The organism is Thermosphaera sp. (genome assembly GCF_059755995.1).
In genome coordinates, this window is the sequence record NZ_DBOUKL010000051.1 from 1 (window position 1) to 21,519 (window position 21,519).

The following is a 21,519-nucleotide window of genomic DNA, read 5'->3' on the forward strand; positions in this document are numbered from 1 at the left end:
CTTATACACGGGGTGATTTATGATCGGGTGAGATACTGTGGAGTAGACTTTTAATTTAAAGCCTCTCGCAATTAGAGGTAGGCTAGTGTAGTATACGCCTCCACCATAGCTCCATCTTATTCCCCGATCATCCTCAATAATATCCAGCGTCGGGTTACCATATATGCATATTTCCTCAGTCAGACCTTGCTTCACCCATTCTCTTACGTATTTCCTCCAGCTTGCTGGAGAGTCCCCTACTGTGGAAATTCTTTATATGCTCTATTAAGTCGTCCATAGAGAAGAATAAGGAGATCTCGCCCTTTACTTCTGTATGAGCAACGCTCTTGTCCAGGCATGTGGAGTTAGCGTTTAAACAAATCGGGCAGGCTATGAGTCCGGTTACTTTATCTCTGCACGTAGTCAGGACTATCCCATTTCCCTCCAATCTAATGGCTTCCCATTTAGGCTCCCACGTATATGCCAACTACTTCACCACTTCACAAATCAGATTAAGTCATCCATACTTGGGCAACAGGACTGATTTCTCATAGTTCTCTAAAGTGAAAGATCTTGAATCAATCCTCACAATGTTGAAGCCTTTAACGTGCTTTAAGAATTCGTCAACAGGTTTTATCGGCAGGTTCAATCCTTTAATCCAGTAATGTATTGGTAGAATATTCCGCGGCTCTATCGACTCAGCAACCTCCCAGGCTTCATGAGGCTCAATAGTGTAAAACCCGCCTACCGGTATTATCAGTAAGTCAACTCCTCTGAGCTTCGATATCACATCGGAGGAGGGTTTATCGCCTAAATCACCCATGTGAGAAACCCTCCTGCCTTCCACATCAACCATGTAAATAGTGTTTCTACCCCTTCTCTTCCCCCCGGCTTTATCGTGAAATGATTCAAACCCTTTTACGTGTACATTATCCACCACAGCCTCGCCCACGAATTCCTTGAAGACGCGGGTCTTGTCTTTCTTGACAACTTCTACCGCGTTGTGATCGAAATGCTCGTGGCTCACGAGAACAAGGTCAGCCTTAACATTCGGCTTCTCCAACCCAATACTTCCACCGTCATGAGGATCGAATACTATCGTATAGCCGTTGCTCAACTCAAGGGATACGCAAGCATGCCCATGCCACGTGACTTTCATATAACTCACGTTTAAAATTATATTGTAAAACCTATATATGGATTTCAACCGGGGTTTGAAATGAGCGTTTCCGATCTAATAGGATTGCTTGCAGTGATAGCTACTTTCGTACCCCAGATTTTGTTCTACATATCCCATAGCTTCTTCTACATTATTTCCAGGAGGTTCAAAAGTTCTTTTGAAAAGATTGAGGAGAATTACAAGTCGGTAAGCTTCATAGTACCAATTAGGAATGAGCCTTTAGATTATATTGAGAAATTACTGGAGTACATTGGGGGGTTTAATCTCCCCGAGTATGAGATCTTAATAGTTTCAGACGATGACGAAAACGTAAAAGAAGAGTTATTCAGGAAGCTTCACGAATGGAGGAGTAAAAGGTATAATGTATGGCTCATATGGAGGAAGCATCCCGTGGGGTTTAAATCTGGGGCGTTAAACACAGGATTATATGCTTCAATAGGAGATTACGTCTTCCCGCTAGATGTGGATTGCAGGCCTGAGAAATGCCTTCTCGGAAAATCAATAAGCTTGATGGAGAAAAACCCTTCCGTAGTAGGAGTTGTTGGGAAATGGGAGCCTTTAAACATAGATGATAGATTGAGTCAGGCCATTGGCTTAACAATGAAGGTTATGGTTGAAACACTTTTCAAGGGTAGGTCTGTATTAGGGCTGAGTGTTTTCCCGCTGGGAACGGGAACAATCTTCAAGTCGAAACCTCTGAAGGAAGAGCTGAGGGGATGGGATGTTGAAAGAATTCAAGACGACATGGAGATTGGTTGTCGAATAATCGGTAAAGGGTATAGGATAGAATACTTTGATGATTGTAAAGCATATGTAGAGGTTCCGAGCTCCTACAAAGGCCTGAGAATCCAGCAAGCTAGATGGGCCTACGGGGCAACAGATGTTTTCATGTCAAGATTTAAACAGCTGGTAAAATCCCCTCAGAGGCTTCTCGGGAAAATTGAAAGTTTAATGTTCCTTCTTCAGTATCTCCCCGCGATGCTTGCATTCTTCGGCACTATTATTCTCGCAACACTCTACTCGTTGACAAAAATCGACTACCTTTTAATGTATTATTATGTCTTCGTTGCATGGATCGGTTTCCAAGGGGTTTACGGGTACATTCTCTACTCGAAAATCAACGCTGTCCTGAATAATAAATGGGCTGCGATTGTTAACCTCGGCCGAAACGCCGCGGTGGTGACGGCTCTCACTCCCTACCTATCATGGAGCATGATTAAAGCCTTCCTCCGGATGAAAATAACATATAAACGGACTCCTAAGGGCGTGTTTGAGAGGGCGGGATCCCGTGCTAGGGTTCCAGTCGAGTTCATAACTGGTTCAGCATTCTTCACGGTATCGATATATCTTCTATTCTCAGGAGCGGTTCTGACAGGGCTTTGGGTTTTGCTGCAATCACTGGGTTATCTGTATGTTTCATATAGGTGGCCAGGTAGCGTTTTCAAAAGCTGAAACTAGTGAGTCTTAAAAGTTATTTTAAACATTCGAAAAAATGGGTTGGCATTAGTGATTACATACGCGGATAAGGATTTCACTAAGGAAGAAGTTTACAACCTCCTTCTACCTTTCGTTAGAGAGTGGTTAATCCAACAATACGGCGATTTAACCCCTGTTCAGAGGAAAACTATTCCCCTCGTGAAGGAAGGGAAGAATGTACTAGTATCCAGCCCCACAGGCACAGGGAAAACTCTCGCAGTTTTCCTCGGGATTATTGACAACCTCTATCGATTCTACCTTACCCATGGTACATTGCCCGAGGGAGTATATGTGGTTTACGTAAGCCCCTTGAGAGCGCTTAACAATGATATGAGGAAGAATTTGATAGAGCCCATTAAGGGGATCAGGGAGATTGCGAGACTCCAGGGAGTAGAGTTACCCGAGATTGAAGTGGCGGTTAGGACGAGCGACACCCCGGCTAACGAGAAGCAAAGGATGGTTAGGAAGCCTCCACATATACTAATAACCACGCCTGAGTCCCTCGCTATCGCGTTGAATGCTCCGAAGTTTAGAGAAAAGTTGAGAAACACGCAAGTAGTCATTATCGATGAGATCCACGAGCTTGCTTCAAGCAAGAGGGGGAGCCATCTCTCACTAAGCACTGAGAGGCTTGAAAACATTACAGGGAAAAGTATTCAGAGAGTGGGTTTAAGCGCGACTATCTCCCCGTTAGAGGAGGTTGCATCGTTCCTGGTAGGATATAAGGATGATGGTACTCTTAGAGATTGCGTCATTGTCGACGCACGTTTCGATAAAAAACTAGACATAAAAGTGTTAATGCCTGTTGAAGACCTCATCCATTCGAGCGCTGAAGAGCTAAATGAAGCCATTTATAATCAGCTATTGAAAGTGATTAAAAGGCATAAGACCACCCTCATATTTACTAACACGAGGAGCGCGACTGAAAGGGTTGTCTTCAAGTTGAAAAAGACCATGGAGAAGAGCAGGATTTTCGACATAGATGATATTGAAGCACACCACAGTAGCTTAAGCCGGGATGTTAGGTTGGATATCGAGAATAAGCTGAAAAACGGCTTACTTAAAGCTGTGGTTAGCTCTACATCCTTGGAACTGGGAATAGACATAGGCTACATTGACGTGGTCGTCCTGCTCAGCAGCCCTAAGAGCGTTACCAGGCTTCTGCAGAGAGTGGGGCGTGCAGGACACCATATTCGCGAAGTCAGCAAGGGCAGGATCATAGTAGTTGACAGGGATGATCTCGTGGAGTGTACCGTGCTCGCCAAGCTGGCCTTGGAAAGGAAGATAGACAGGATCAGGATTCCTAAAAACCCGCTAGACGTGCTGGCGCAACATATAGTAGGGCTTTCATTAGAAAAGAAATGGAGTGTTGAAGAAGCATTCAGGCTGGTTAAAAGATCATACAGCTTTAACTCACTGTCCCTCGAGGATTTTCTAAGCGTGTTGAAATATCTTGCAGGAGAGCTGGGAGATTTCTACGAGTATCAACGAGTATATTCGAAAATATGGTTGGATGAGAAGGAAGGGGTTTTCGGGCGTAAAAAGACCTCGAGAATGATATACTATCAAAACATAGGGGTTATCCCAGACGAGTCTAAAGCCCACGTATTCACTACAGAAGGGAAATACGTTGGTGATCTGGAAGAAGGGTTTGTAGAGTACCTTGCTCCAGGAGACTTATTCGTGCTTGGTGGTAGAGTCTACGAGTATCTCGGGAGCAAGGGTTTCAAGGTTAAAGTACGACCTGCAGACGGATTAAGACCGACAGTGCCAAGCTGGTTCAGCGAAATGCTCCCCTTAGCCTACGACTCATCCCTGGAGGTAGGAAAGTTTAGGAGACTGGTGTCGGATTGGATTGACATGTGGGATAGAGAGAAAGTCGTGGAAGAGATCATGAAAAACTATTATTTAACAAAAAGTGCAGCTGAAACGATTTACGAGTATGTTAAGCTTCAGAAAGCATACACTAAGGCTCCAGTACCGTCAGATAAAACGGTTTTAATAGAAGTTTACGATGAACCGGATAGGAGAAACGTTATTGTACACTCATTATTTGGAAGGAGAGCTAATGATGCATTGTCAAGAATTTATGCATATTATATCGGGAAAAAGCTAGGTGTAAACGTTAAATTAACAGTTACCGATAACGGATTCATGATTTCGATACCTGGACACCCGGTGCTTAACTGGGCTGAGATTTTCGCTGAGCTACCCACTGACCCTGAAAACATATATGCTGATTTAGTTAAAGTTCTAAGGAAAACAGAGTTGATCAAGAGACGGTTTAGACATGTTGCCGTTAGAAGCTTCATGCTCCTCAGAAAATATAGGGACTCGGAGAAAAGCTTATCCAAGCTCCAGGTTAACGCTGAAGAACTGCTCAAGGCAGTTGAGGAGATAGAGAATTTCCCAGTGTTAAAGGAGACTTATAGAGAAATTCTCATGGATTACATGCATCTAGACGAGGCTATCGAGATTTTGGAGAAAATAAGGAGTGGTGAAATAGGAGTTGTTGAAATTGGTCCGTTAGACGTGCCATCGCCTTTCGCTCACAGCATCGTCGTGCACGGATACAGTGACGTCGTGCTAATGGAGGATATGAGGAAGCTTCTGAGAAGGCTTCACGAGAAAGTTTTGGAGAAACTCCATGACTATTCTTAATAAAGCACTAACCGCTCTTCTCCTTATCACTAGTGTTTGCCGCTTCACTAGGCTTCTTTAAAATATCCTTTAAATCTTGATCCGACAGCTCGAACACTGATTCCGCTATTGCCTTCACATAATCATCGCTTGGAGTAGCCTTTGAAAAGCCTATTCTAATAGCTAATGCCTTTTTCAAAGCCTCTTTATACTCTCTCGATTTCACCTCACCGCGAAATATCATTTCGGCAAGCTTGAAAGCAACGTAAAACCTAGCATATTTCAACACCGTCGCCTCTTCCTCTGGGAAAGCTTCCATGGTTTTTCTAAGGATGGTGGCAAACTCTTCCTCTTTCGCGAACCCCAGTACCAACTTCGTTAAAGGTATTCTCAGCATTCGAGCAACGGTGTTGCTATCAATAACGCCTGTTGATGAGACTTCTTTCAATATTTTTCTAGCTGTTTCGAAGTCTCCTTTCAAAACATTTTCCACGGCTTTCTCATATGATTCCTCAAGATAGAATACTTTCTCAAAAAGCTCCGGATACTCCTCATGCAGGTTTAGCCCGTGTTTCCCTACTACATATATCGTTGCCATTTCCTTATCATATATGTCCTGCGGTAGAGCTTTCCCTCTTATAGGCTGTAGCCCTTGCCTTTCGTATGTTTTTCTCAAAAACTCTACGACATATGGCCGGGTCAACTCGCCAGTCCTCTTGGACAGCTCGCTTAAGATGCTAACCGCGACTTGAATCCTCCTCTTGTAAGGAGATCTCTCCCGCATCTAATCACCCTTCAAGAGCCCGGTTCTCAACAATCTTTTAAGCCGCAGATCCAAGCTTGTAGCCCCTGTGTAAACCCTTATCTTGGATCCGTCACTGCTTACTTTTATCTTAACGGTTCTGATACTAGAAATATTTTTCTCGAGCTTAATAATGATTGTCGTGTTTTTAAGGCCTCTTTTTATAAAGATATGCTCTACTTTTCCATACTCATTATTCAATACCTGAATAACCCGTGCCAGAGCTTGGGTTAATTTCTCTTCTTTCAAACAGCTAAGCACCTTTCCGCCAAGCAAACTTTAAACTGATTATACCCAGGTTGTCCGCTATCTCAATCAGCCATGATGCTACTAGCTGGGCAATCTTGGTCATGCAGTGAACAGTATCCACTTCCTTGCCGAAAAAACTCTTGCAGGCGATTCTCGCAGGGGTCTCCTGGATTTCCTCTAAGTATTTCTTAGAAAAATGATCAATTAATACCCCGAGGTTTGCTGCTTCCTGCTGTTTAACTAGGGTTTCAAGCTCTTTCAAATCATCAGATGAGGGAATTGGCCCGCAGCTCTCGCCTTTCAACTCCCTGCAGGCATCATAGTATTTGTATAGGAGCTCGTAGGAGTTTACAATTTTCCCAGAAGCCATAAAAGGGATGTGATTCAATAATCCCACCGTTACTGTAGAATTGTTTCCTTTATGATTTTACGTATCCGCTCCTTATAGGTTTCATCAAGACTATCATACAACATTTTCAAAGCAGAAAGAATGTCTTGAATAATTATCATATGAATCTTTTCCTCCTCGTAAGGCTCCATTATGGCTAGTGCTCTTCTAATAACTTCATTGCTCGGGTGTGTATCTCTCTTCAAATACTTCCTTATAGCAGTTGGTGTAACCCCTAAATTCCTCGCTAAATCAACTAAGCTTCTCGTAGATATCAACGTTTCAATTATTTTAAACCGTGCCTCCTTGCTGAGCCATTCAACCGGGATCAGGGGTGCTTTCTCTTCCATCTCATAATCCTCTGTACCGATATCCTTGTTCAACTTCAACCCTCGAACAAGGATTATTTTGTGATATTCCACTATTTATAGGATTATGACCATAATTATTTGCTTGGTGCAAAGGGTTTGAAGCAGAAGGTTGTAGTTTTCGATGGTTCGCTGAGAATCATGGAAAATCCCGCCATCGCGTTAAGCCCAGGGCACATGCTGGTGAAGCCTTTAACAATATACCTTGGATTCCCCGAGAAATTAGTCACCTCAGGCTTGATGCCTTTCAAGATACCTGTCACGCCGGGATCCATGGGGATTGGGAAAGTCGTTGAGACCTATAATGATGACTCTAGCATTATAGGTAAGAACATAGTGATCTCCCCTTTCCACAACGATGAAGTCCTAGGAGTCGATAGGAATGGGTTATTAGGCAACTTTGTCACGCTTCCCACGGGCTATGTTCACAGCGCGGTTGAAAAACCACATGCTCTGCAAGCATTGACTCCTCTTGTTCATCACGCGTACGCGATCGCGGAAAAACTACATGATAACCCCTTAATACTAGGCTGTGAACTACTTTCAATCCTCACCGGGGTTTTCTCAAGGAATAGGGAGTTCGAACCAGCGTTTATCTGCGGGGAGGATTCAAGAGAGGCCTGCAAGCTCGGGTTTAAAGTCTATAAAAACCTTGGCGAAATACCGGAGACAGTTAAATCATTGGTGGTGACTTCCTATAACCCTATACTTACAGGAGTCGTCATCGAGAAAACCCATCCACAACACATCATTGTCTCCCCCTTATCATTCACAAGCTTCCTGAGGCTTCCCTTGAAGGAGAAGGTGTTAATAGAAAGGGTTACAAGTTTCAGGGTTGAAAGCTTTAATGAGGTTGAAAAAGGCTTGCGAGAAGTGAGGAATGAGATAAGAGTGATTGAAGTAGACGATGTTGAAAAAACCCTGGGGCTCATACCGCCCAGAGGGCTTGGGGTGATTGTTAAATACTCTAAACTATTTCACGCTACTCCTAACGAATGACCCCAGTCTTCTAATCCCTTCTACAATCTGTTCCTCGCTTGGATAGCTGAAGTTGAGCCTCATGCTATTCCTGCCTCTACCGTCTGGGTGGAAGCTCCCGCCTGGGACGTAGGCTACCTTGTATTCTTTCAACGCTTTCTCAAGCAGTGAGTCTGCATAGAACTTCTCATTCATAACGTATGCAAATATGAAGAGTCCGCCAACCGGCTTGTAGAAGCTGACCAGCTCGCCCATCCCCTCTTCTATGGCTTTAATCATTGTGTCCCGCTTCCTCCTGTACCGTGGTACTGCTTTCGTCACGGTCTCCATAATAATTCCCCTCTTGATGGCTTCAGCCACAATGTACTGGTTTAATGTAGGAGAGTGGAGGTCGATGTACTGTTTTATTAACTCAAACTTGCGGATTAACTCAGAGTGTGCTATTATCCAACCTATCCTCAAGCCTGGCGCCAGGATCTTGCTAACCGTGCTCATGTATATGACTCTGTTCTCAAAGTCCATACTTTTGAGCGATGCTACCTCGACGTTTGGTTCAAAGATAATATAGCTGTAGGGATCGTCCTCGACAACGAGGACGTCGTACTTTGAAGCAATCTCTAGAAGGTGTTGCTTTCTGTCCTTATCCATGGTTGTGCCAGCAGGGTTCTGCCCGACCGGTATTACGTATATGAATTTAACTCGCTCTCCGTTTTCTACAAGTGTTTTCAACTTTTGCTCCAAGACATCTGTTTTGATTCCTTTATCATCAATGGGTATTCCAACTACTTTAGCACCACTATTCTTGAAAGCTCCAAGCGCAGCCAGGTATGTCGGGTTCTCCGTTATCACCACATCGCCGGGGTTGATAAACGTCCTAGATAAAATGTCCAGTGCTGATTGACTACCTGTTGTAATTATGATATCCTCAGCGTCAGCGATGATATGCCTGTATCTTAAGACAAAGTCGCTCAGCGTCTCCCTTACCTCTATGATCCCTTTAGTCTCACTATACTGTAACGCGTCATCGCCATATGCTTCAATAACGAACTTGGCAATTTCCGCCAGCTTCTCTTTCGGGAAAATAGCCGGGTCGGGGATTCCTCCAGCGAAGCTTATCACATCTTTTCTCTCCCTTATCAGAGCCAGTAGTTCCCTAATCTCCGAGGCTTTAACTTTTTTAGCTAGTTCACTGTAGTATTTTGTGAAATCGGGCAAAACCATACACCGTTTCGATATATACGTGTAGATAGAATATAAACTTTTTGGTAAGCGAAAATGGAATTAAATACGGTATATAAAAACCCTTTAAAAGCATCCTCGCGAGTAGCATTTATTTATCCTAGTTTATACGAAGTGATGATCTCCAGCCTGGCCTCCGATCTCATATATTTCACTCTTAATAACCATTCTGAAATATATGCTGAGAGATTCTGCATCAAAAGGTTGACAGGGGCTGAGGAGGAGGCTAGGTCTATTGAAACCCGCTCTCCCCTGAGAGATTTCGACCTGATAGTTACCTCGATACATTACGAGCCCGATATAGTTAACCTTGTAAGACTTCTCCAGGCGGGCGGGGTGAATCCTTTCAGGGAGGCTCGGCAAACTCCCATCATCGCTGGAGGACCCGTGGTAATGGCGAATCCGATCCCGTTTTCAGACTTGATAGACGTATTCGTCATAGGGGAGGTTGAAAGCAGTCTCGATAAAATCGTCGAGATCTGGCTTCAGTTTAAGGGGGATAAGAAAGCATTTCTCGAAGAAGTAAGCAAGCTAAGCTATGTTTATGTCCCAGGTTTAACCGAGGGCGAAGTGGTTAAATCTTATCCTGCCGATCTAAACGCGTGCTTCTACCCGGTTAGACAGATAATGAACACGGAGATTGAACCCGTTTTTGGAAGAGGTTTTAAGTTAGAAGTTAATAGAGGATGCGTGTTCGCGTGCTCTTTCTGCATGGAAACAAGGGTCATGGCTCCCTACAGGGAGAGGAGCCTTGGTTTATTGAAGAAGCTGATAGAGGAACATTTAACCTATAATCCAGAAGAAAAAAGGGTGGTCCTTTACTCTCTCTCATTTCCGGTTAGAAAAGACCATTTGAAAATTTTAGAGTTTATGATGGAGAACAATTTAATAGCATCTCAGCCATCCATAAGACTAGACTTGATAAATGAGGAATTGCTTGAACTTCTAAGGGCTTTAAACCAGAAAACCATAACCGTTGCCCCCGAATCCTTCAGTTTAACCACTCAAAAATTGTTTTTCAAGTACGTCAAACCTTGTGAATGGTTTGAAGAGAAAATTGGAGCAGCCTTGAGCAAAGGGTTTAATGTGAAAATATACTTGGTCTATGGTGCTCCATGGGAAGGCCTGGAATCTGTAAAGGAGAACATCGAATGTTTAAAGCGCGTAATAAGCAAGGCAAAAAAGAAGAATCGGGGAGCAGTGGTGTCGTTAAACCCTCTCATACCTAAGCCTCACACACCTTTCCAATATTTCGGTATGAAGAATATGGAGGAGTTGAAACAGGTTTTCAAGATTTACATGGAATATCTAAAAGGTCTTGTCGAGAGCAGAGCATACGATATCGAATGGTCATTGATACAGGCTTTTCTTTCACTCTCTGAAAAACCTCTTGGAAAATTTATCGCAACATGGGCTGAAGAAGGTGGTGGCCTACATGGTTTCAAAAAGGTTGCCAAGAGGTTTAACATTGATTTATCAAGAGTTTTCAATGGATACAGATTCGAGGAGACATTACCATGGTCCTTCATAAAAATTCCTTATGAGAAAAGCGTTCCCAGCCGTATCCAGGCGGAAATAATTTACTCTTTCATGGAAAAGGCTAGGAGGCTGAGCAGGGAGTAAACTCCTATTATTACAGGGATATCCTCCACGCCGCTTACTCCAAGAATTTTTAACAACTCTTCAACGAACGGGTTGTAGCTGGGTTTAGTAAAATATGTTGAAAACGCAACATACAGTAAGGTTTTATCATCACCTGAGTCAAGGCGGACGTTGAGGATTCTGTTTAAAACTGCCGTCGCTACAGGGATTTCAAGCATTGAATATATCTCAAATAAGACGAGCCAATGGTAGAGTTTGTATAAGAATGTTTCCTTGAATTGAATGAGCTTGGAGAAGTTTTCAAGCCTTGTGCCGTGGGGTTCGAAAACTATTCCTACTTCTGCTTTGTAAGCATTCCCCACAAGCATTCGCAAATAGTTTAGTTCTTCATCGCCATCGCGGAATTGTTTCCCTATCACAGTAATCGTTCCCTTCTCAAGCATCTTAACGGCTTCTCGGATCTCTCTGGCGTGAGTGGCAAGGTTTAAATCCAGGATTAAATGAGAAGTTACACTATCACCATTAGTTTTTATTACAATGCTTCCCAAGTAGCCAATGGGTTTTTCCATAGACCCGATTGGTTTAAGACCCTTGTACACGGGATTTTCCGCGAAGTCGGTGACTGTTGATGAAATAAAGGGGGTTGGAGTGTTAAAAAATTCCTCGAGAATTCTGCGGCGTAAAAAAGCCTTCAAGTTCTCATTGAGCTCTAGCTCATCTAGTTTTTCAAAGGGACACGGGGTCTTCTTAAGTTCCTCTAGAATTAAGGTTAGTTCATTGCTCAACCTTCTTCAGCACCGGGCGGTAAGCGATTCCATAATTTATTAATCCTGACTCTCCTTCCTCGGTTATTCTTCTGAGAACAGGCTCCATCTCCATTCCAGACCTTAGCTCCTCAGGCAACACATCTGTTAAAGGTGCCAAGATCCTGGCCTTATGATGCAGGGTTTCTAATATTCCTATAATAACCGGTCTTCTCTCTTCGAAACCATCCATTGCACTGTAAATCACTGTCCAAGTAATAAGCTTCGCCCGCTCATCTATGAGCTCAACGGTTTCAGTATTCCTGGACCCGCAGAACCTACAGAGTTCTGAAGGCGGATACCCCGTTCTTCCGCATTCCCTGCAACGAGTAGCCTTTAACCTGTACCTGTCAACGCGAGTTCTCCACGTAGGAGGTATAGAAATTCTCACCATGCATCACCCCTTAATCCTGTCGATTAACCCCCTATACTTCGCGTACAATGCGTAATCTATTAATTGTTTCCTCTGCAGGTAATCACTTACTTTAGGAGCTCTTTCCCTTCTATGAACAACCTCCTCAGTCACAACTATGCTGTACGCGTCACTACCGGCACCGCTACCGAATGGAGCTAGGAGTATCCTCTGCCCCGGCTTAGCTTCGTCAAGCACTTTGGACAATCCTATGAGTGCTGATGAGTTGTAACTGTTGCCGATGTAAGGTGTCACCAAGCCTGGAAGGATCTTCTCCTTAGGGAACCCTAGCATACGCCCCACTCTCAACGGGAAGGTTCCGTTTGGCTGGTGGAAGATGGCGTAGTCGAAATCATCCGGTTTCAACCCAGTCCTCTCGAACAAGCCTTTAACCGCATTTGTTATGTGGTGGAAGTAAGCAGGCTCTCCCGTAAATGCCTCGCCGTGGAGGGGATAGTGGGCGTGCGCCCTCCTCCAGAAATCCGGGGTATCCGTGACGTAAGTGTAGCTTGCCTCGAAGAACGCTGCAGCCCCTTCTCGCGGACCAACTATTAAAGCTGTTGCAGCAGAGGATGCCGTAAACTCTAGCACGTCGCCCGGATTGGCTTGAGCCGTGTCTGAGCCTATTATTAGCGCGTATTTAACCATCCCAGAAGCTACTACGCCAATGCTAGCACGCAAGGCCTCGCTAGCTGCTCGGCACGCAAACTCCCAGTCGGTAGCCATGGTATCAGGCGTTATGCCTAATGCTTCAGCTATGATTGTAGCAGAGGGCTTAACAGCGTAGGGCTTGCTCTCGGTTCCAAACCACACCAGTCCTATCTCTCCTGGGTCAATACCTGCGCGTTTCAAAGCGTTTCTAGCTGCCTCCCAGCCCATGGTCACAGAGTCCTCGTCCACGCCTGGAACGCTTTTTTCTAAAACATTCAATTCCTCCGGCTCCTTCGGGTTGAAACCCCAAACTCTTGCAATGTCGGCTAAGGGCAGGCGCCACCTGGGAATATAGGAGCCCCAGCCCAATATTCCAGTTTTCTCTTCAGGATTCATGAAATCCAGCCCTCGGAAAAAGAGAGATATGTTTTTAAAAATAAAACCTTTATCTTTTACCTTCTAGCGTAGAGCCAGCAGGCCACATAGTGACCTTTCTCGATCTCGATCAGCGGAGGCTCCTGCCTCGTGCAGAGGTCCTTAATCTCTGGGTGTTGATCGAGCGCCGCACATCTTGGATGGAATCTGCAACCTGGAGGGACGTTAATAGGTGAGGGTACCTCGCCTTTAATAGGTATCTCACGAATGCTCAGCCTCCTCGTCGGGTCTGCCTCTGGTATAGCCTCTATCAACGCTTTCGTATACGGGTGGTACGGGTTCTCGATAACCCTTCTCGCATCTCCGAGCTCAACAATCTTGCCCAGATACATTATCGCGAGCCTGTTGGAAATATACCTTGCAACAGCGAGGTCGTGTGTTATGAACAGGTATGTCAACCCGAGCTTGTTCTTCAATTCCATCATTAACTGAAGTATTTCAGCACGGATGGATACGTCAAGCATTGAGACAGGTTCGTCGGCAACCAGGAACTTAGGGTTGAGAATCAGCGCTCTCGCGATAACGACACGCTGTCTTTGCCCGCCGGAGAGCATGTGCGGGTATCTCTCCATGAAGTCTTCTGGGGGAGTTAGCTTCACTGCTTCAAGAGCTTTCGCCACGATATCGTACCTGTCTTCTTTGCTCACACCTATATCGTGGATTGCTAAGGGTTCTTCAAGAATCTCATATATTGTTCTCCTAGGGTTTAAGCTACCGTATGGGTCCTGCCATATCATTTGAATTTCCCTCCTAATCGGCTTGTAGGTTTTAAACGGGATGGCTCCAATGTTGACGTGCCCGTACTCGCTTACCTTCGCCTTTTCAACAATTGGTCCTAGTTCTTCAGCAATCTCCTTCGACACCCTATACCCAACGATGCCCTCGGTCGGCGTGTGAAGCCTTATCACCAGCTTCCCGGTTGTAGTCTTACCACAACCTGACTCTCCTGCAAGAGTAAAGACTTCCCCGTATTTAACATCGAATGATACCCCGTCAACCGCTTTTAAGGTCAGCTTTGGACTTTTCTTCAACACGTCTATGAATGTTCTCCTAACCGGGAAGTGCATTTTCAAGTTTCGCGCAAACAATATTGTCTCACTAGTTACTTCTGGTTGATAAACACGCTCCTCGCTCATCCAAATCACCTCTGAACATACAACCAACATGCAACCTTGTGTCCAGGCTCTACTTCAACAACTGGAGGCTCCTCCTTGCATCTTTCATGGGCGAATGGACACCTTGGTTCAAACCTGCAACCCGGAGGTGGGTTTATAAGGTCTGGCGGCACTCCAGGAATCCATGTTAAATCCTTGATTTCGCCGTGTAGTCTCGGAATACTGTTCAACAATCCCTTGGTGTATGGGTGTTGCGGATTATTGTAAATCTGCTCGGAAGTCCCGTACTCAACGATCTTGCCGCCGTACATTATAGCAATTTTATCAGCTATTTCAGCTATCAAGCTTAAGTCGTGAGAAATCAGTATTACCGATAGTCCAAGCTCCCGTCTTAAACGCTTCAAGAGATTCATTACCTGGGCCTGAACAACCACGTCTAAAGCTGTGGTTGGCTCGTCAGCTATGACTAGTGGAGGCATTAAGGCAAGGGCCATTGCTATTACAACCCTCTGCTTCATACCACCGCTTAGCTCGTGCGGGTAGCTTTTGATCCTCCTGGGTTCGATACCAACCATCTCCAGCAGTTTCTTGGCTGTTTCCAGGGCCTCCTTCTTAGTGTAGTTTTGATGAAGCATTAACACCTCGGCGAGCTGGTCACCTATGTTGTAGACAGGGTTCAAAGCGTTCATTGCACCCTGGAAAACCATTGAAATCCCTTTCCACCGAACCTCTCTCCTGAACTCCTCCTCACTAAGCTTGGTGATATCCCTGCCCTGGAAAATTATTTCCCCGGAGACTAGTTTGCCCGGGGGCGGTACAAGTCTCATCAAGGAGTAGGCTAGTGTGCTCTTCCCACACCCAGATTCCCCGGCAATCCCTAAGGCCTCCCCCTTGTAAAGCTCGAAGGACACGTTGTCAACAGCTTTCACAATACCTTTAGCTGTGTAAAAGTATGTTTTCAAATTCCTTGCTTCAAGCAATACTTCTGGCAAACATAAGGCACCTCTTTATTAGTCAGGGAGCACAATATTATAAAAACAACCCACCAGTTTTAAATATTTCTCCAGGTAAGTATGAACCATGAATACCGGAATGGATAAGCCTTTGTTGATAGGAAGGTTTGCCGGGAGGCCTCTTTACTACTTGCCCAGGAGCATGCCGGGTCTCGGTTTCATAGCTGCAGGCGTGATCGACAGAGGGACGAACGTAGTTCAGGTTCGCCCAACAACCCTTTGCCCAATGAACTGCGCATTCTGCAGCGTTGACGCAGGACCCCTATCAAGTAGGAGACATGCAGAGTACTTTATGGATCTGGAGGCGTTGCTGGAAGCGTTCAACCAGGTTGCTTCAGTTAAAACCGCCATGGTTGAGGCTCTTATCGACACAGTTGGAGAAGGATTAACATATCCATACATCTATTCCTTGATAAAATCCTTGAAAAAACATCCAAGAGTTAAAAGCGTAGCACTGGAAACCCATGGCGCACCGCTCTCCAAGCAAGTTATCAACAAGCTCTGGGAAGCAGGGCTTGACAGAGTTAATCTAAGCCTCGACACTTTCAACAGAGAGAAGGCAAAGATGCTCTACGGTCTGGAATCATATGATCCGGCGAGAGTTGCTGAGCTGGCTGAGTACATGGTTAAGGAGACAAGCATTGACCTCCACGTTACCCCGTTATGGCTTCCAGGATTAAACGATCAAGACATCGAGGATGTTTTAAACTGGGCGTTGAGAATTGGGGCAGGCAAGAAGTGGCCCCCCACTACTGTTCAAAAATTCAACGTGCACAGACATGGGCGAAACCGTCTCGGGGTCAAGCAAGTATCATGGAGCGAGTTTTACAAGTGGCTTGAAAAACTTGAGAGAAAAATAGGTGCTAGACTGCGATGGGATATGAACGAGTGGGGTATGACTTACGATAGGCGAATTCCAATCCTTTACCGTAGAGGAGAATTAGTTGGAGCCATGATCGTTGCAGAGGGCTGGCTCAAGGGCGAGTTCCTGGGTGTTACCCTTCATGGTGAACCCCGCTTGATAACTCTGATCCGAGAGAAAAGTGTAGCCGCGATTGGTCGAAAGTATATTGTAAAAATTGTTGAAAACAAGGATGGAATTTATGTTGGAAAAATAGTGGGAGAAGCTTAGAGTGTTCTCAGCCTTGGCTCAACTATCTTCTCGATCGCTAAGCCCAGCAGTATGAAGGCGAGCGATGTTATTGACAGCATTACTCCAGGCGGCACAATCCACCACCAGATATCATATCTCCCAGTGTCTCTGGCTCTGGAGAGGATGGCGCCCCATGTAGGCCATCCGTGCCTTATACCTAGAACGCTCAAACCAGCCTCACTCAGGATTGCGCCGGGAACGCTGGCTACGAGTGATGCACTAGCGTACATTGCTACCTGCGGGAATATATGTTTGAAGATGATTCTTGAATTGCTGGCTCCTAAAGCCCTGGCTGCGTCGATGTACGGCTCCTCCTTAATCGATAAAGTCATCGCTCTCACAGTGATGGCTAAGCCTCCCCATCCAAAGATGATCAGTACTCCGATTATGGTCAATATCGTCATTAAAGCCTTTACTTCTGTACCGTACTGTGCGTATTCTGTCTGAGCTATCTGCGCTAGAATAATCAATATAGGCAGTGTGGGTATGTTGCCAATAATATCTGCTATTCTCTGAATGACCTCATCTATGATACCTCCATAATAACCGCTAGCTATTCCTGCAAATACCCCTATGAAAGTTGTTATTATCGCCGTGGTTAAACCGATCGCGAGAGCGATCGGGGTTCCATATAGAAGCACCTGTAGCAAGTCTCTACCTAGGTCATCGGTTCCTGAAAACCCATACGCGTTCCCCTTTACGATTATCCTAACTTCGTCAGCTGGAGAGCTCACTATCTCCCTTAACTCATCCCTAGCAGTATACGAAATCGTCAAGATAAACTCATACTTCCCTGTTAAAGGAGTGGTGGTGATCTTTATATTGTAGAAGGCGTCCGTGGTGTACAGTTGCTCAATATACTTTGACACATCTTTAATAATATTGTTGAGCATGTCCAACTGTTCTACAGGTAGTAAGAGATCGACGAAGGCTATCTTCCATGTAAGAGTCAGGTTTGCCTGAGCCTTCTCCAGGGTTCTGAGGAAGTCCGTTAGGGTTTTGTTTTCACTACGTAGCGAGTCTATGAGGTCCCTCACGTCTACTAATCTCTGCTTGATATCCGCGACCTGCTCGTTAGTAACATTTATCCTCTCAATCAGGAAGTTTAGCGAACTCGTGATCGAGTTCAACTGGGGTGTTTGATCCTTTTTTCCAACTTCCAATACTGGTAGTCCGAACAGGAAGGATGACCTTTTCAGCCTAACCTCATCCCTGAGCTTACTAACAATTATCGACTCTCCTATTCTCTGTAGCGTTACGTTGCTGCCCACTATCTCCAAGGGTACGGTGAAGTTATAGTATGTTGCCAGGGAGTTCGATATTCTCCACAAGTCGAAAATATCTGGTTTCAAGTCTCTTGTAGCAATGAACTCGACTGTTTCGTTTCCTCCTAATGCGATGTCTGACTCAAACATTTGGATAACGGATCCATCCGGTCTTGTCACAACCATTACAATATGGGGTACATATATTGTCCCTGACACGTTCACTACTTTCAGCCCGAAGAGCTTTAACACTAAGTCTTGTGGGAAAGCCGGCTGTTCAAGCCTATATGTTCCTATATACTTAACCACGAACCTTCCGCTGTCGAGAACCAAGGGCTCGTCAGGCCTTGTCTTAGAAATCACCAACGACTCAGCCACCGGTGAACCGAACATCGAAACCCATGTGGGAGGAGCCCACTGCGGGTTTTCATCCCAGTACGCTGCGTTCTCCCATCTCGCAATAAATCCTGCAGGCAATGCTAGGGCTGCGTATATTGACGTAGCGATCAGGAATATGATTATGGCTATGCCAACCCTACCTGCCCAATACCTTAAAAGGTCTCTGAAGACATTCTTCAACGGCCTGATTACCTTAAGAGTTAACTTGTCTGCCAGAGTTAGCTCTTTCTTCCCAGCCATCTCAACCACCCCTACCTAGCCCTAACACGTGGATCTAAAACAATGTACAATATCTCTAGTACGAACCTAGCAATAATGTAGACACCTACCGTAACCACGAATAATCCGATAACGGTCGGAGTATCACCGGTTGTTAAAGCAGCGTAGTACAGCGAGCCCATCCCGGGCCAGTCAAACACTGACTCCGTGATTATGAATCCGCCGAGGGAGTAGGCCAGTGAGAGAATGACCGAGGTGAGCACTGGGGATATCGCTACTCGTAGAATGTACTTCCTAGCGATGTCGCGTTCAGGAAGCCCTTTAGCCTTGGCTACGACAACGTAATCCTCCCTAACTATTCTCAACACCATTGCTCGCACACTGTAAAGCCATCCGCCAAGTCCTGCCACCACTATGGTTATGATAGGCAGAGCGGCGTAGTATGCGATCTGTGTGAAATTACCTAGAGGGTCGTTCCAGAAGTTCATCATGTATGTTGAAACCGGCCTCAGGTTTGTCGGAAATATTTTCAATTGATAGCCCAAGACGAGTATGAAAATCATTGCGAGCCACCATAGCGGTATAGCGTTGAAGACCGCGAAGTAAGTTATTATAGCCCTGTCGAGAAAACCGCCGTGCCTGTATGCGATCCTGGGTGCTAACATCAGCGCTATCGATGCCATTATTATGTCGGCCACAGTGATCATTATTATTGTTCTCGGGAGAACGATGGCGATAAGCTCTGCAACAGGCACGGGTGGTAGTTTGCTGGCAAGCTGCGCAACGCTTTCTTTTGTTGCTTTTCCAAGGTTGAAGGTCAAGGCGTTCCCGACCAGTATCCACATTCTCACGTATGGAGGTATGGGGTTACCGTTTTCATCTATTAGTCCATACATTTTACTGTAGTATATCGTTAAGTCTTTTCTAAGCTGCTCTAGCTCTGTTGGTGAGAACTGGCGTCCAGCCCTTACCAAAGCCTGTATCTCAGCCTGAACAGATTCTTTAACTATTGCTTCATATATTCTTTGAGTGTAACCCGTAACCTCCATAATGGCGGCTACGACGATAATGATCATAACGTATGAAAACAGGAGGATCAAACCCCTTCTCGCGATAACATAGCCTGCGCCAGGCATGGTTTTCACCGATTAACACATTACCTTTAACCCTTATAAAGAAGGGAAATAAAAAGTTTTCGTGAAAAAAAGTGGGTTTGAAATTATTACTTCTTCCTTATTAAGGGTATTACAGACACTATCAGAGTTATGACAACTAATCCTAGTGTCGCGTACACTATCGTGCTGAGTGAGTCGACAGTGCTCTTCAAAGCTGAGACATCTTCTGGGGTGGCAGGGTTCTTTGGTAGTGCATCAACCTTGTTGCTCAATGCTTGAATCGCGCTTCTTAACTCGCCTATGGCCCTCTGGAATGCTTCTTGCTGCAAGTTCAACACTTCAGCGTAGGTTGCAATATCAACGGGTATCTTCGCGATCTCAGGTGTAGCTACCACGTCAGAGGTTACTATTAACTGCAAGGTGTATTTAGCACCGTACTCTAATCCTGCTGTAAGCTCCGGCTCCATGACAATCTTGAAGTGGAAGTCGTCTAACTTTGTAGCTTCAGCGAAAACGAGTATTTGGCCCGAGGGGTCTCTTAACATGTACTTGAGGTATAGCGGTGGAATACCGGAGACTTCAACGTTTACAACTGCTTCCCTGCCTGGCACTATCTTGTTGGGAATGTCTGAAACTATTGTGATGCTTTTCACCGCGGACGGGGTGGGAGAACCGAAGTACCAGTCACCCGGCTTGAACGGGTAAGTTGGGTCTCTGAACGCTGTCATCTCACCCTTGTTTGCAACAGTGTCCATCTTGGTCAGCATGAACGGCCCATTGCTTATCCAAGCCAGGTTGTAGGTGTTTATCCAGTTTAGATCAGCCTGTATTCTCTGGTTCCACTCTGTCATCGTCAATAATCCGTTAGCATACTTGTTCGCTTTCGCAAGCACCGCGCTGTTGTCTGAGTATGTTGCCAATGTGTTCTTGACAAGGGTTACATGGTTCGGGTAGACGAGGCTGAATGTCTGATAGCCTTCTCTCCTGTAGAGCACCAGGTTGGTCTCATTCCTCCTGTCCAAGGCTAGCTCGAAGGTGGCGATGTGAATCTCCAACGGATTAATAGGGGTGACGGTCGCCCATGATGCAATGTAGTTTTCATCGAAGTGCCAGTAGTCAACGTAAACAGTCATCCTCTTGTTCTGAACATCGAACTCCCAACCCTTCACAGTGTCAAGCCACGGCTTCGTGCTCGACACTATACGGGACTCTAAGGTCTTGTAGTAATCATCGTAGACTAAGTCATATATCATTGCAACATAGCCGATCACGTCTGCCATCGTTATTTCTACTCCATTGTGCCATTTAGCACCAATATACTTGCTCAGGTCGAATACTACTTTACTAACCGCTGTCGTATTCTCCGGTACATTCTTCCAGGTGTCTGTTGCTGCATCGAATATCTTAGCGGTCGTGGGCACAGTCATGTTGCCGTCAGGACCCGCTGTCAAGACAACATAGCTAGACCTAAACGGTATTGGAACACCGTTGAACGGGTGGTTCCAAACAGAGGGGTCGTAGGTAACCCTCTCCCAGTCAACACTGTACACGTCTGTGAAACCGCCCCAAATGTTCCACTCACTAGTTGATGTCCAAACCCATAAGTGTCCAACCTTCAGCGTTTTATCAGCTCTCCCCTCAACATATGCTTCGCGAAGGTTCCATATTCCGCGGAGACCGGCACCCAGGTCCTTGGTAAGTCCCTTGACATAGTCCCAAGCCACCCAGGTGTCGAGCCTGGTTACAACCCATGCTCTAACAGACTCCTCAATACATAACCGGGTACCATTCCTGTAGAGCTCATTCCTCTCCTCCTTACTCTTGTACTGGGCCTGGTAAATCTTTAAGGTGATCTCGTCTATCTCTGGGTGCTCGTAATTCCAAAATGTAGGCTCCTGCCAACCAGGCATGTAGCCGACCCAGGGAGCACAGAACTGGGCTATGGTTCCACTATCATACTTGTCAATACCGCTCTTACCCCAACCCTCAGTGTACATGTGCCACTGGAACTCCATAGGGTCTGTTCCATACAATACTG

Annotated in this window: 20 protein-coding genes and 1 pseudogene; 5 read left to right on the forward strand and 16 right to left on the reverse strand. The window is 45.4% G+C overall.

Translation table 11 applies throughout. The annotated features are described in order from the left end of the window. The 3 genes and pseudogenes from AC3OH0_RS05290 to AC3OH0_RS05300 all read right to left on the reverse strand — a co-directional run. Positions 1-195, reverse strand: a pseudogene (locus AC3OH0_RS05290) (sugar kinase); the annotation flags it as partial. After that, the gene (locus AC3OH0_RS05295; protein ID WP_498345029.1) at positions 176-466 is read right to left on the reverse strand and encodes a hypothetical protein; all 291 of its coding nucleotides are present in this window, start codon (positions 464-466) and stop codon (positions 176-178) included. The gene AC3OH0_RS05295 and the pseudogene AC3OH0_RS05290, both read right to left, overlap by 20 nt. A 30-nt stretch (positions 467-496) precedes the next feature. Beyond that, positions 497-1,138 carry an MBL fold metallo-hydrolase gene (locus tag AC3OH0_RS05300; protein ID WP_498345030.1) on the reverse strand — a complete coding sequence of 214 codons (642 nt, stop codon included), beginning with the start codon at positions 1,136-1,138 and terminating at the stop codon, positions 497-499. 60 nt (positions 1,139-1,198) lie between these two features. Here AC3OH0_RS05300 and AC3OH0_RS05305 point away from each other — a divergent pair, with 60 nt between their 5' ends. Together AC3OH0_RS05305 and AC3OH0_RS05310 are read left to right on the forward strand one after the other, a co-directional pair. Beyond that, entirely contained in the window at positions 1,199-2,611 is a 1,413-nt protein-coding gene (locus AC3OH0_RS05305; RefSeq protein WP_498345031.1) for a glycosyltransferase family 2 protein, read from the forward strand. 54 nt (positions 2,612-2,665) lie between these two features. Continuing rightward, entirely contained in the window at positions 2,666-5,296 is a 2,631-nt protein-coding gene (locus AC3OH0_RS05310; RefSeq protein WP_498345032.1) for an ATP-dependent helicase, read from the forward strand. A 7-nt stretch (positions 5,297-5,303) separates the two neighbouring features. On the opposite strand, the gene AC3OH0_RS05315 is transcribed toward AC3OH0_RS05310, so the two are convergent. Genes AC3OH0_RS05315 through AC3OH0_RS05330 form a run of 4 tightly spaced genes read right to left on the reverse strand, consistent with a single transcriptional unit; the run spans position 5,304 to position 7,097 of the window. Further along, entirely contained in the window at positions 5,304-6,059 is a 756-nt protein-coding gene (locus tag AC3OH0_RS05315; protein ID WP_498345033.1) for a DUF2192 domain-containing protein, read from the reverse strand. Further along, positions 6,060-6,326, reverse strand: coding sequence for a hypothetical protein (locus AC3OH0_RS05320; protein ID WP_498345034.1), 267 nt, complete (start codon positions 6,324-6,326; stop codon positions 6,060-6,062). 4 nt (positions 6,327-6,330) lie between these two features. After that, positions 6,331-6,714, reverse strand: coding sequence for a hypothetical protein (locus AC3OH0_RS05325; protein ID WP_498345035.1), 384 nt, complete (start codon positions 6,712-6,714; stop codon positions 6,331-6,333). Between the two features lie 11 nt (positions 6,715-6,725). Continuing rightward, positions 6,726-7,097 carry a DNA-binding protein gene (locus AC3OH0_RS05330; protein WP_498345036.1) on the reverse strand — a complete coding sequence of 124 codons (372 nt, stop codon included), beginning with the start codon at positions 7,095-7,097 and terminating at the stop codon, positions 6,726-6,728. A gap of 84 nt (positions 7,098-7,181) precedes the next feature. Here AC3OH0_RS05330 and AC3OH0_RS05335 point away from each other — a divergent pair, with 84 nt between their 5' ends. Continuing rightward, a complete protein-coding gene (locus tag AC3OH0_RS05335) occupies positions 7,182-8,081 on the forward strand; it encodes a hypothetical protein (protein ID WP_498345037.1) in 900 nt (299 codons plus the stop codon). Here AC3OH0_RS05335 and AC3OH0_RS05340 read toward each other — a convergent pair. Next, positions 8,055-9,281 (reverse strand): aminotransferase-like domain-containing protein, encoded by a 1,227-nt coding sequence (locus AC3OH0_RS05340; protein ID WP_498345038.1) that lies wholly within the window; start codon positions 9,279-9,281, stop codon positions 8,055-8,057. The two genes, AC3OH0_RS05335 and AC3OH0_RS05340, sit on opposite strands and share 27 nt — an antisense overlap. A 54-nt stretch (positions 9,282-9,335) precedes the next feature. Here AC3OH0_RS05340 and AC3OH0_RS05345 point away from each other — a divergent pair, with 54 nt between their 5' ends. Next, positions 9,336-10,922 (forward strand): radical SAM protein, encoded by a 1,587-nt coding sequence (locus AC3OH0_RS05345; RefSeq protein ID WP_498345039.1) that lies wholly within the window; start codon positions 9,336-9,338, stop codon positions 10,920-10,922. Here the strand turns inward: AC3OH0_RS05345 and AC3OH0_RS05350 are convergent. The 5 genes from AC3OH0_RS05350 to AC3OH0_RS05370 are packed head-to-tail and all read right to left on the reverse strand — an operon-like array spanning position 10,880 to position 15,309. Continuing rightward, a complete protein-coding gene (locus AC3OH0_RS05350) occupies positions 10,880-11,686 on the reverse strand; it encodes a hypothetical protein (RefSeq protein WP_498345040.1) in 807 nt (268 codons plus the stop codon). The two genes, AC3OH0_RS05345 and AC3OH0_RS05350, sit on opposite strands and share 43 nt — an antisense overlap. After that, on the reverse strand, positions 11,676-12,095 hold the full coding sequence (locus AC3OH0_RS05355; protein WP_498345047.1) for a Zn-ribbon domain-containing OB-fold protein: 420 nt from the start codon (positions 12,093-12,095) through the stop codon (positions 11,676-11,678). Before AC3OH0_RS05355 ends, AC3OH0_RS05350 begins: the two co-directional genes overlap by 11 nt. Before the next feature lie 6 nt (positions 12,096-12,101). Next, positions 12,102-13,163: a hydroxymethylglutaryl-CoA synthase gene (locus AC3OH0_RS05360; protein WP_498345041.1), complete on the reverse strand. Its 1,062-nt coding sequence runs from the start codon at positions 13,161-13,163 to the stop codon at positions 12,102-12,104. A 56-nt stretch (positions 13,164-13,219) separates the two neighbouring features. Next, a complete protein-coding gene (locus tag AC3OH0_RS05365; RefSeq protein ID WP_498345042.1) occupies positions 13,220-14,338 on the reverse strand; it encodes an ABC transporter ATP-binding protein in 1,119 nt (372 codons plus the stop codon). Positions 14,339-14,343: 5 nt separating this feature from the next. Continuing rightward, entirely contained in the window at positions 14,344-15,309 is a 966-nt protein-coding gene (locus tag AC3OH0_RS05370) for an ABC transporter ATP-binding protein (protein WP_193435659.1), read from the reverse strand. An 88-nt stretch (positions 15,310-15,397) separates the two neighbouring features. Between AC3OH0_RS05370 and AC3OH0_RS05375 the strand changes: the two genes are divergently transcribed. Next, entirely contained in the window at positions 15,398-16,462 is a 1,065-nt protein-coding gene (locus tag AC3OH0_RS05375; protein ID WP_498345043.1) for a radical SAM protein, read from the forward strand. Here AC3OH0_RS05375 and AC3OH0_RS05380 read toward each other — a convergent pair. From AC3OH0_RS05380 to AC3OH0_RS05390, 3 genes are all read right to left on the reverse strand, one after another. Continuing rightward, a complete protein-coding gene (locus AC3OH0_RS05380; RefSeq protein WP_498345044.1) occupies positions 16,459-18,387 on the reverse strand; it encodes an ABC transporter permease in 1,929 nt (642 codons plus the stop codon). The two genes, AC3OH0_RS05375 and AC3OH0_RS05380, sit on opposite strands and share 4 nt — an antisense overlap. Positions 18,388-18,398: 11 nt before the next feature. Next, positions 18,399-19,502: an ABC transporter permease gene (locus AC3OH0_RS05385; protein ID WP_498345045.1), complete on the reverse strand. Its 1,104-nt coding sequence runs from the start codon at positions 19,500-19,502 to the stop codon at positions 18,399-18,401. 86 nt (positions 19,503-19,588) lie between these two features. Further along, positions 19,589-21,519 (reverse strand): ABC transporter substrate-binding protein (locus AC3OH0_RS05390; protein WP_498345046.1); only part of this gene is annotated, 1,931 nt, incomplete at its 5' end.

Coding starts and splice junctions, on each gene's coding strand:
- AC3OH0_RS05300 (WP_498345030.1), bottom strand. CDS start 1,138: ATGAAAGTCACGTGGCATGGGCATGCTTGCGTATCCCTTGAGTTGAGC.
- AC3OH0_RS05340 (WP_498345038.1), bottom strand. CDS start 9,281: ATGGTTTTGCCCGATTTCACAAAATACTACAGTGAACTAGCTAAAAAA.
- AC3OH0_RS05380 (WP_498345044.1), bottom strand. CDS start 18,387: ATGGCTGGGAAGAAAGAGCTAACTCTGGCAGACAAGTTAACTCTTAAG.
- AC3OH0_RS05360 (WP_498345041.1), bottom strand. CDS start 13,163: ATGAATCCTGAAGAGAAAACTGGAATATTGGGCTGGGGCTCCTATATT.
- AC3OH0_RS05365 (WP_498345042.1), bottom strand. CDS start 14,338: ATGAGCGAGGAGCGTGTTTATCAACCAGAAGTAACTAGTGAGACAATA.
- AC3OH0_RS05345 (WP_498345039.1), top strand. CDS start 9,336: ATGGAATTAAATACGGTATATAAAAACCCTTTAAAAGCATCCTCGCGA.
- AC3OH0_RS05305 (WP_498345031.1), top strand. CDS start 1,199: ATGAGCGTTTCCGATCTAATAGGATTGCTTGCAGTGATAGCTACTTTC.
- AC3OH0_RS05375 (WP_498345043.1), top strand. CDS start 15,398: ATGAATACCGGAATGGATAAGCCTTTGTTGATAGGAAGGTTTGCCGGG.
- AC3OH0_RS05385 (WP_498345045.1), bottom strand. CDS start 19,502: ATGCCTGGCGCAGGCTATGTTATCGCGAGAAGGGGTTTGATCCTCCTG.
- AC3OH0_RS05315 (WP_498345033.1), bottom strand. CDS start 6,059: ATGCGGGAGAGATCTCCTTACAAGAGGAGGATTCAAGTCGCGGTTAGC.